The sequence below is a fragment of the Megamonas sp. genome (genome assembly GCF_986095205.1).
Genome location: NZ_CFQVBI010000002.1, coordinates 11,138 through 23,764, shown reverse-complemented (window position 1 = coordinate 23,764; position 12,627 = coordinate 11,138). Strand labels below are relative to the sequence as shown.

Annotated in this window: 3 protein-coding genes; all 3 read left to right on the top strand. The window is 31.3% G+C overall.

From position 1 onward, the window contains the following. Nucleotides 1-2 precede the first annotated feature (2 nt). A complete protein-coding gene (locus AC5LAX_RS00245; protein WP_493263498.1) occupies nt 3-7,877 on the top strand; it encodes a leucine-rich repeat domain-containing protein in 7,875 nt (2,624 codons plus the stop codon). Nucleotides 7,878-7,982: 105 nt separating this feature from the next. Continuing rightward, complete coding sequence (locus AC5LAX_RS00240) at nt 7,983-8,303, top strand: hypothetical protein (RefSeq protein ID WP_493263497.1); 321 nt, start codon at nt 7,983-7,985, stop codon at nt 8,301-8,303. Then, nucleotides 8,293-12,627 carry a hypothetical protein gene (locus AC5LAX_RS00235; RefSeq protein WP_493263496.1) on the top strand — a complete coding sequence of 1,445 codons (4,335 nt, stop codon included), beginning with the start codon at nt 8,293-8,295 and terminating at the stop codon, nt 12,625-12,627. Before AC5LAX_RS00240 ends, AC5LAX_RS00235 begins: the two co-directional genes overlap by 11 nt.

Sequence of the window (12,627 nt, the reverse complement as noted above, 5' to 3'; positions counted from 1 at the left end):
TTATGGCAGATAATATTAAAAGGTATAATCCTAAAACTGGTAATTGGGATATAAGTTCTTCTGGAAAAGCTACTGGTATTGTTGTCGAAGACCCTCGTCTTATCGACCCTGAAGTAGCAGAAGAAGGTGTTACTGGTGAAAGTCTTAATGATGTTCTTGTTCGTCATGAAAAAGAATTAAAGAAACATGGTGGATATATTGCTTGGCTTGCCGAACATGGTGGTGGAGGAAGCGGTGGCGGTGGTGGAACTACTGGTGATAAGATTACTCTTACTAACGGTAATATAGTAAAAGAAGGTAATATTAATTATCTTTATTCTACTGTTACTACCAATATTAAATTAGAGTATCTTATTACTTCTAGTAAGAAAAATAAGAGATATTTTATTACTGTTACTCTTGATGGTAATAATATTATCGAAGGAAAAGAAGGTTGGACTAATACTCCCGGAGTTCTTACTATTCCACAGTTAGATAAATTCTCTGCTAATAGTAATCACTCTGTTGTGATTACAGCTAGCGATACAGATGGATTTTCTGCTGAATCTTATCTACTTAATATAGTAGAAGCTAGTATTAAACTTACTAGTACTGTATCAGGTAATACTGCTACTGTTGGTCTTGATTACTTCTTTACTTATAGTATTACTAGTAAAATTATTGGTTCAGATGTTAATCTTGTTGTAACAAATGTAACTAATGGTGCTACTAAAACTATTGAATTAGGTAAGACAACTTCTACTGCTCCTAAACAAGTTAATGTTAACTTATGGGAACTAGGTAATATTATAGCAGGTAGTTCTTATACTATACAAGCACAAGCATTTACTTCAATGAATGAAGCTATTGTTCAATCTGATAAAGTAACAAATCGTGTAGTTGTAGAAGATGGTGTTAATCTTGTTGTTCTAGTAGAAGGTATTACTAGTAAAGCAGAAGTAGATGCCGGAGTTGAGAGAACTAAGTTCTCTCAAAGCGGTAATGTATCTTTTGCATTTACTCCATATCTTGCAGGAGTTAGTCTTATTTATTATGCAGTTAGAATCGAACATAATGGTATTACTAAAGATATAGGTTACTTTGATGAAGGAAACTATAATGATAATCAATATGTTCAACGTGGTAAACAACAAGTATTTAGTTACGCTATTCCGACAGAAGGAGATGTTATTGGTAATTGGGATATTACACTTCGTTGTTGGTCTGAAAAAGGAGACCCTGTAACTGATACAGTTCTTGCTTGTGAAGTAGTATCTAGTTCCAAAGCTCTTATTGCAGACCAAAATCCTAATAATAGTAGGTATGCTAGTTGGCACGTTCGTCAAGAAAGTTTCCCTCAAGTATCTACTGCTAAAGTTTGGACTAGTAATGAACCAACATTTACTGCACCTGGCTCTATTACTCCTAGTGGTGCTGTAACCAATCTTAATGTATATAATACAAACGGAGTACTATCGGGCTTCTTAACAGAGAACGGACAATCTATGTTACGTATATCAGGAGAAGCCTATGGTGTTATTGATGTACAACCATTTAAAGATGATACTACTACTCTTAATAACTGGTCAAGACAAGGCTTTGGTATATCGTGTACATTCAAGTCAGATAGACATCCTTTCTCAAATAGAACAGTCTTCTTTATAGGGGATTACAATACAGATGAGCAATTCTCGGAAGGTATTAAAATAGGTCTTGAAGATATTACTTGGTCTTATACTGACGGTAATATTAAAGAGACTATGAGTTGTAAGATACAACAAGATGTTATTAATACTGTTGATTTTATAGTTAATAAGAATCCAGGAAAGATGGTTGTTGCTATCTTTATCAATGGTATACTTAATGCTGCTCGTGAAATAAAGACTGACTTTACTTGGAAGACTAATTCTAAGATATATCTTGGTTGCGATGTTAGTAATTCAGGACAGATTCAAAACTTTGCTGATGTTAACTTCTATGATATTAAGTTGTTCCGTGTTCCTGCTAATGATAAAGAAATTGTTATTAATGCAATGAACTCTAGAGCTAGAGCAACTCTTTTATCTGATGGTAGTGTAGACTTTACTGAATACAATAGAATGAAGTTAAAGAACTTCTTCTCCACTTCTGATTCAGAACCTCATTCTACTCTATGGGACGATATTAACCAAACTTATGCAAGTGTCAATTTCAATAGTCTTATCTCTGATACTACTAGAGTATTACCAGTCGATATAATGTTGATTAATTGTGCTAATACTGGTTTTACTCGTGCTATATTTGAAGAGATTGGAGGTCAGAATAATAATTGGTATAGTGGTTGTACTATGAGTTACTTTAGTCCAACTTCGGGAAAGTCTGGCTCTGAATATACTACTGATGTTTCTGTTTCTAAGCAAGGTACTTCTACTTTGAACAACCTTATTAAGAACTTAGAGATAAGATTCGATAAGATTCTTAAAGATGATGATGGTGGTAATCTTGATTACGAGTTATTCCAACCTAGAGAAACATGGTTTCCTGAAAGACAATTTACGCTTAAAGCTGACGTTGTTGACAGTGCTCATGCTAATAATGCTTCTATTGGTAAATGGATTAATGATAACTCGGATTTCTTATTCGAGAAAACTCCGCCTATGGAACAACTTGAATCTCATCGTCCAGTAGATACTCGTGATAGAACTGTAAAAGATAAGGTCACTATTAAACAAACTCTTGAAGGTTTTCCTATAATACTTCTTATTCAGTTTGATGGAGAAGAAACTCAAACTATGCTTGGTATATATAGTTTTAACTTAGGTCGTGGAGCTTATTATAATATGGGATTCCGATTTATGAAAGACTTTACTACTAAGATAAAGAATACAGCAGGTGAGTATGTTGATAATAAACTTCCTGCTTTTGTTACTTCTTATCATACTTATGCACAAGATGAACTATTCGGAAACATAGACCAAAGAAAAGTTTATTCTTATGAGTTTGGAGAAAATGCGAATGTAATTGTAGATGGAGAAAAGACATTACCATTAGCATTGTTTATGCAAGATGATTTATCTATTATCAAGCATGTAGGTGAATTTAAATATAATGGTGGTAATTGGCTAGAGCCTAGTGCACCTGTTACTGACGATAATGTTTGGAGAGCATTACAAGAGTTATTCTCTATCTTTGCTCAAATGACTTCATCAACAGTTAAGAAATACATTTGGAATGAGACTTCCGGCGATTATGAAGAAACTGCTGGTGAATATCCTGCACAGTCTAGTTGGTCTACACTTGCTGCTGAACTAGATACTAAGTTCTCGATTAAGAACGCTTACTCTTATTTATTGACGTGTGTAAAGTATGGACTTGTAGATTCATTAGGTAAGAACTTAACTTTAGTTTGTTATAATGTTGGTGGGACTAATAAGTGGTTTATTAGATTCTATGATATGGATACTGCTAATGGTCTCGATAACGTAGCTCTTGAATCTGTTGCTAAAACTGCTTGGTTAGATACATTTAGTAATAATAATAAGAATGATGTTAACTCATTAGTTATTACTAAAAATGCTGCTGATGGTGGATATGATACTTATAGTTCTCGTATGTGGGATGTATTAAGAGATACTATTTTTGCCAATACTGGAGTATTCGATAGTTCTCTTGAAACTCTTTGGGACTTATGGAGAAATAATGCTACTATTTGTAAAGATATTAATGATTATATAGATAATTATTTTGCTGCTCAAATTAAAGATTGCGGAGAGCTTCTATTTAATTATGACTATCATGTTAAATATCTTACTGCTTACGTTGGTGAATCAGGCGGACAACCTTCTTATGCTAATATTGAGTTTCTACATGGTACTCGTGTTGAGTATGTTAGAGACTGGATGAAGAAGAGAGTTTGGTTCTTTGATGGAGTATTTAAATATAGTAATGCTGCTAATATTCAACCTTATAATAATAAGGGTACATTTTCCGCAGGTGGTGCAGAAGCTACTAATCCTAAACTTATTATTACATCTAATTGTCCTGCAATATTTGTAGTTAATATTGGCAATACTACCGATACTAGATATTTCTTAGAAGAAGGTAAGCCTACTGAAATCAGATTATCTCCTATTGGTTCTTTCAATACACAAATTACTATTAATAATACTCCTCAAATTAATGATATTGAAGGATTAGGCGGAATGAGATTCCAACGATTTATGTCTACTATGAAACTTCCTAGTTTCTCTAAGTTAGACTTGTCTTCTGTTGATACTCTTAGTGATTCTCCTATTCCATTTGAAACAGTATTTGTTAATGATAAAGGTTATTCTGATGTAAGACATATTGATTTAAGTAATACTAAGTTTTGGAGTGGTAATATTGGACAAAGTACGTTTACGGTTAATATAGAAAAGTATACCAAGTTGAAAGATTTGAATATATCTAGTTCTATTGTAACTTCTATATCTTTGCCTAATGCTTCTCTTGCATTACTGAATATTACTAATTCAGCTGTTGAAGGTATTAGTTTAGTTAATCAACCGTTCTTGGATAAATTAGATTTCTCTGGTTGTAAACGGTTAAAAACTGTTACTATTGATTCTTGTGATAAGATTACTGAATTAAACCTTAGTAATCTAGGAGACTTACATACTATAAGAATTACTTCGTGTCCTAACTTAAAATCTATAATTTGTACTAACAACGTTAATTTAACTACATTTAATGTATCCAATTGTAATAATGTTGAAATCATTAATGTATCTCAATGTACTAATGAATCATTGACTGTTTATATAGTAGGTGTTCCTAATATTAAAGAATTAAATATATCTAGTACTAATACACCTAATGATATTCAAGTAGCTTCAAGTTTACCTAATCTTAGAACACTTAATATTTCTAATAGTCAGGTATCAGCAATTCAATATGGTAATGCTGCTGTTCCTACCTATAAAGAAAATAAGATATTCGATATTAGTAAACTTAATCTTACTAGTTTATCGGTTCAAAATGCTAAAGGTGTACATTACTTTAAGTTTGATAATAATAGAAATACTCCTTTCAATGTAGGTGGTAGTTTCTTTGTTGGTTGCTCTAATCTTAAAAGAGTATTTGGACATATTAAACTTAATGGTACTTCTATATTTGCTCAATGTGGTAATTTCTATATTCATGAGCCTAAAGAAAAAGTAGAAGGCATTACTCCTGATTATATGGGAGAATGGTTTGGTTCAGATACTAGTACAGAAGAAGGGAAGGCTGCTTGGGATAATAATACTGATTTAGGAACTAATTTTACTATTGGTACTACTAATTGTACTTCTATGTTCAATGCTACTAATTGTACTATATACGATGTTTATTATTTCTTATATAAGTGTGATAATGTAACTACTCTTGATAGTTGTTTTGCTAGTGCTAAGAATATTAAGTGGGATTTGCTAGATAGTCCTAGAAGAAATATGTTTAATCATTGTACTAAAGTAGTTACAATGAACTTTCTATTTTGGGGATTACAAAAACAAGACTTTAAAATATTAACTAGTACTTATGATCATGGTTCTACTGAACATAATGGATTATTTAGTCCTCTTGTTAATTTACAAGCTATGGATTCTATATTTCATTTTGGTGGTACTAGATATACAAGTCCTGCTTTCTTAGCTAAGTTTAAAGGAAATGTTCCTTCTAAACTTAAAAGATTAAGTATTTTTAGTACTGGAACTGTTAAGTTCGTAGATAATATTAATGATTGTCCTAGTGATAGTACTATTGATGAGCATCTTGTTAGTGCTGATTGTGGAACACTTCTTGCTAATCTTCCTGATTTAGAATATTTAAATACTATGTTTAATAATTCTAATATATACTTTAATCAAATAACAGATGAAGATGTAGAAGATGAAGTAAAGTATTGCCCCTTATTCTATAAGAATACTAAACTTAAATATATCCAAGATTCATTTAAAGGACTTGTTAATTCTACTGGTTCTTTATATAATGTATTTGGCGGTACTGTTAAGAATAAGACACAAGTAAGATTCCCGACAGCTTTATATGGTATCTATAATTCATTTAGTTTAGGTTCAGGTTCTAATGTTACTTTTCCAATCCACAACTCAATGTTTAGTAGATTGAAGAACTCATTAAAATATATAACTGGACAACAAGCTATTAATGAAAGTACTTTAGGAAGTTTTCAAGGATTCACTAAACAGTTCATTAAAGAAGGAGAAGAAACATTTCCTTATGATGTATTTACTGGTTGTAGTGCTATTGTTGAAATACCGGGATTCTTTGCTAATCTTGTTCTTCCTACAAATACTGTTGTTGAACTTCCTCTTGATTCATTTAAGACTAATTACAATCTTACTAACATAGCAAACTTATACTTTGATATGAAGAATTGTAAGTATAGTCTTACTGGTAAAGGTTTCTCTAATTGTAAAATAGTTAATGCTTATAGATGTTTCTCTGAAACAGAGAATACTTACGTTAAGAAAGGTTCTGTTCCTTATGGACTATTCTATATGGAAGCTACTAATAATTATAGTTGGAAAGGCTGGAATGAAACCGATGCTTCTACTAATAGTATAAATGAGAACTACGGTATTGATGAACATGGAGAATGGATTCCTGATGAACAAGCACCAATGCCTACTGAAATCACTTATAATAAACAGAGAACTCTTCCTAGAAAGACAATAGTTAATATGTCTTATTGTTTAGAGAGATTCCAAAGTACGGAAGCACAGGCTTATACTATAAATTATGGTAATCTTACTCCAAGTAATTATGGAGATATTATAGTACCTAATGAAAAGTATAATCCAGTTAAGTATATTCTTAATCCTAATTATGACCCTAGAGAATATCTCGATGAAGAACAGACAATGATTAACTATAATAGAGATATTCACAGAGTAATCATAAATAAAGACTATGATAAATATGAATATGCTTGGAATGAATATGCCTACGATGGACTTAGTGGACTTGAAGATATTATATTAAATAGTAGTCTTTATACAGCTGTTTCAAATGGAACAATAAATTGTTCTCCTACTATACCTGATGTGTTTAAAGATGCTGCTGCTTCAATTGCTCCACCTAGTTCTGTTCATGCTAATAGAAAAGTATTAAATTACTTATGTTCGCCTGACTTATTCTATTATTGTACTAATGGAACTAATATGGTTATTAACGGTGTGTTTAGTGGTAGTGGTAGACCTAATGGAGACCCAACATACGATTACTTTAACTATGGTATTCGTGGTCGTATTCCAACTAACTTATTTAAACCAGTTAGTAATGTTACTGATTTATCAATGACATTCCGTCGTTGTCCTTTAATTCTTCCATATAAATGGAATAATTCCACAGGAGATATTGGTGAAATGTTCTCTAAGCAAATGTTCGCAGGATTAACTAAATTAACTAATATATCTTATATGTTCTATTTCTGTGTAATTCCAGCTAATGTTATTGTGCCTGTTGAATTTGTAATTGATTGTATTAACTTACAGGATATATCTTGTTTGTTCTTAGCCGCACAATTTGAATCAACTGCTAGTCAAGCACAACAAGTAGACGATAACATATTCGCTAAGAATATTAATCTAAGGAATATTAGTTATGCTTTTGCTAGTGGACAAAGCCAATTAGACTGGTCAGGTAGAAGTCCTAAGAAGATTAGTTCTACATTGTTTAATGCTAATAAACATAAACAACTTACTAATGTTACTGGTGTGTTCTATAATGCGACTTCTACTACTGGTAGTGTTCCTGAATTTTGGAATTGGCTAAATAGTCTATCCTCTGTTAATAGAGCGAACGTATTCTATGCTATGCGTAAGGCTAATCTTACTAATGGTAATAATGTTCCTAGTGGATGGGATACAGGTATGGTATAACAAAAAGTTGATAATAGTATTGTATAATTAAACAAAATTTAGTTTCTTGTAACGTCCCCCATAAAGGATTGAGTATTAACAGTAATCACGTCTCTTTACGGGGGAATGTTACAAAGACCAATTAATAATCATTTAAAAGTAATTATCATGGATAATCGTATTTATAACAGAGCTAATTCAGCTAATAGTTTACAAATATCTATAATGGGTAAAGTTGAAGCTGTTGCAGAGTTTTCTATTCCTAATGGAATGGGTGGTAAAGAACCTTTCTTATTAAAGAATATAACCGAAGACCCAATACAAGTAGAAGTAGTTCTTGCAGGTATGGAAGAACCTATTACTACAACTATTTATTCCGGTTGGAATGTTGAGTTAGTTAAACAAGTTAATAACGCTGTTGCTGATACGTTACAATATGGGTACTAATACTGGACTTGGTATAGGTATCGGTATTCCTTTTAAGAACAATGCTCTTGGTGGAGATAAGCCTTATTTTCCACCAGAGCTTAAAGCTCGAATGATTGGTGTTTGGACTAATTATGGTAAGAAGAATACTGATACTGATAGGAATATTATTAAGAATAAGATTCCTAATGCTGGCGGAGATTTAGAGATTCTAAATGCTGCATATAAATTAAATAGTGGATTCGGAGAATATAGCGAAGATTTTACTACTTGGACTAAAAGTAGTAAGATAACTTCTGTTGATTCCGAATCTTTTGATTTTGTTACCAATGTTACTTGGAATTTATTATATTATAAATCAAATATTGGAAAAGATATACCTTCTTTTAAAGTTCGTATTAAACTTAAAGGAGAAGGCAAAGTATTTTATAATTATATAACTTCGGAAGGAGTATATACTAATGAGGCTATTACATCAGAAGAATATGTAACTCCTGTTAGTTATAATACTAAATATATTGGCAAAACTCCTGTAAATTGCGGATTCTCTGTTACCAATATTACTAGCGAATGTAGTGGAACTATAACTCAAATTCCAAACTTTGAAGACGCTTTTGTTAGTGACGGTATAAATGATATGATTGTTAGTCAAAAAACTCTTCAAGAAATGGGAGTTACTAAAGGACTTACTATTGTTAGTATGATTCATCAAATTAATACTAATGAAGGGAATTTTATTACTACAAATAATCTTAGAAATGCCGATAAAGTTGTAGGAAGAAATATAGTTACTAATATAGATAAGACTGGAATATATGGATGGTATAAAGAAAACATTGAAAAAGAAAATATTGGTGTAATAAATAATATATTAGGAGATAAAGCCGATTATGTAACAAATAGTAGTCCTAGTACTAATACAAATCCAATTACTAATTCTAGGTTCTATGTAACAGGTTATGCTGTTGAAAATAGTTTTACTGAACTATCTTCTGTTGCTCATTATTGGACTTTTGCTGTATTAGGTAAAGCTACCGAAGATGAGATTAATCTTATCATTGGTAACTATAATCTTGACCGTAGTCTTAAACCTGATATATTATGTAATATAGGTAAACAAGGTATTACTAATGAAAATCATGCAGAGTTTAATGATAAACTTATAGATTATAGTGGTAATGGAAGAGATGTTCAAATGAATAATCTAGCTTGGAAAGGCGGTAGTGGTATTGCAGCTAAGAAGTTTGAAACGATTAAAGATTATAGTATTATTCCTGATGAAGGATTACAAGAATTAACTATCTATAATGAATTTAGTTTTAAAATTAAATCTATTAGATACGCAGATAGATATTGGGCTGTACAATCTTTAAATAAAACAGATATGTCTTATCCAGTAACAATTATTACAGATAAAGATATTATTTGGAGAAATGCTTTAAATTATACTGATGCAGATGGTGTAAAAGGTAGTGTAAAAAAAGGAACAAATGTTCCTGCTAATACTCCTACGCAAGTATTTATTTATGGATTCAATGACTTTGACATATCAGATGATTATACTAAAGTAAATTGTGTTGCTTATGCTACTAGAAAAGATATAACCGAATTTACAGTTACTTTTATTCCTAGTTATAAAGGAGGATTATTACTTGACGGAGTAAATGACTTCGGTAAGGTGACAGGGATGCCGATTTACAAGGATTATACTGTTATTGCTGATTATGAAAGATTTTATTTAGAACCAATTACAGGAGGTCGAGCATCTATTCTTTCTAAATCTTCTAAAGTTGGAGATGGTTCTTTTATTTTTAATTTAGAAAACCAAGACGGAGGTAAAGCGTGTTATACATTTGGAGAAGCTAATGGTAATATATCCGACGATATAACAAGAATTATTCGTTATCAAAGTAAGTATTATAATACTAAAACCTTAAGTATTGGTACAGCAGAAGATAATGATTTTATGGTTCTTGGAAAAGTTCGTGAAGTAGATAGTCGTTATTTTTGCGGAGCCATCTACTCTCTCATGTCCTTCCCCTATAGTATGTCCGAGTTCTTGATAGAGCGCCAGTTGAAGAAGCACAAGCTGGGTACGTTGTATCCGGATATGGTGGAATGGAGACCTGTTATTAAAGCTAATGCTAATTATAAGATAACATATTATCAAACAGATAGTACTAATACTTGGAAGTCAATAAAGGTAGGTGATTACATTGTTATCGGAGCAAAATTAGCTTTTCAAATTACTTTTGATAATGATGCTAGTGAACTTAAAGAAGTTGTAAGCCCTCAATTATCAGGTATAATTGTTGAGAAAAGACCGTCAAATCCGGGATATAATATATATAGTTATATAACTTCTAAATCCCCTCAAAAGATAAACATCACAATTGACGAATACATCAGATTCGAAGATATTGTGCAGCCATATCCAGTTCTATTGAGATTCAAGGATGAGAATGGTAATGAAGTATCTTGGGGAGGTAAGTTCAAAGTGGGTTCTACTATTACTAGAATAGGTAGTATTGATGACCCTGAAAGAAATCTATTAAATGGATTATATTCTATTTCAGGATTGTCTTTAAATGGTAAAGCTGTTACTAGCAGTACTAGTATCGTTGAAAAGCAAATGGTATTTAGAACTACTGCAACTTATCTTCTTGATGATAATGAACCTAAATGTATTCTATCTCCTAGACTACTACGTATTCCAAATTCTAGCTATAAGATATTGGGTTATATTCCTGATATATCAGGTCACGGTAATCATGGTAAGATAAACAATTCTGCTTATGCGGAAGGAAGTGGTGTTAATGAAGATGGTTCATATCAATTTGATGGCGTAGACGACTTTATTACTATTCCTACTACGGTCGGTGGCAAACAGGTGTTGATGAAGGTGAATTGGAATACCATTAATAGTATTATATACGACCAAAGAACAAATGGAGGTTTTGCTATATTTAATAGCGATTTTGATACTAAGGAAAATAAAGTGCCAGCATATAGGGCAAGAAATATAGGAGGTAGTACTTATATTGATGGAATACTTAATAAGTATATTTATGCTAGTGAATTAAAAAATATAACTCACAATATTGTTGAATTACATGACCCTAAATTGAATACAGGAACGCTTAACCCAAAAATAGGTAGTTCTTACTTAAATTCTAATTACGCTCAAATGGCTCTCTATGACTTCATGCTCTTCGATGAAATCTCAACTGACGATAAAATAGAAGAACTTAATAAGTATATTGGTATTGAAGCTAAAGTAGAACTTCCACCTTATTATTGGGATACTTATGGTAAGACTAACTCTGACGCTGATAGAGATACCATTCAACAGAGAGGTATAGCCGTAGGTGATTATGATTTAATTAATTATAATCATGCTTACGAAGGTATGAGTGGATATAATGGTTATCCTGTTGTATTTGGTGAAAGTAAAACTTGGGAAGCTCAAGGTACTAAAGATGATGATAAATATTATATTTATACTAGTAATGCTAATAAGTTTAATATTACACAAATTAAAATTAGTAGTTCTTTATTTTATACTTATATAAAAAGAAATGGAGAGTTAACTAGTGGTAATAAAGATATACCCTCTTTTAACCTTAAAGTAACTGGATTAGATTATGATAAATTTTATTTAGCTTATTATTATTTAAAATCAGCAGATGTAGAAGTTAGAAATGTTATTAATATTACTTCTGATGGAATTTATGAATTACCTAAATCGTTTGCTAGTGATGGAAGTTTAACTGAAACTAATTCATATATAGGATTAAGTTTTATTAAAAAATCAAGTGAGATTCCTGATATAATACAAAATGTAAATGTAACTATTGAAGTTCTCCCTGAATATGAAAATGGTCTAGTATATGATGAAGTAGAAGATTATAGCAAGAATGTTAATATTCCTGCGTTAACGGAGTATACTTATATTTATAAAAGAACTATTATAAACGTCCCAACTAATGCAGCAACTTTGTTAAAGGGTGCTGATAAAACTAATGGTGGTGCATTTATTGCTGATTATGAAAATAAATGGCAATTTAATTTTGGTCAATATAATACTATTCAAAGTATAGTTGATGGAATAAATTGGCAAACTGTCAATAGCTTTAATGGGACTTCTATTAATAAGGGGAAGAATACTGATGATAGTGGAATTACAGTAGCTAAATTTAGTAATGGATATAGCAGTATGGTATTCTATAAACTAATCCTCTATCCGAAAACCATATCGTTATTAGAAATTAATTTCTTAAAGAACTTAATGGAAAAAGATGAAATAATTGATTTAACTAACCCAATATTTATAAAAGATGAATAA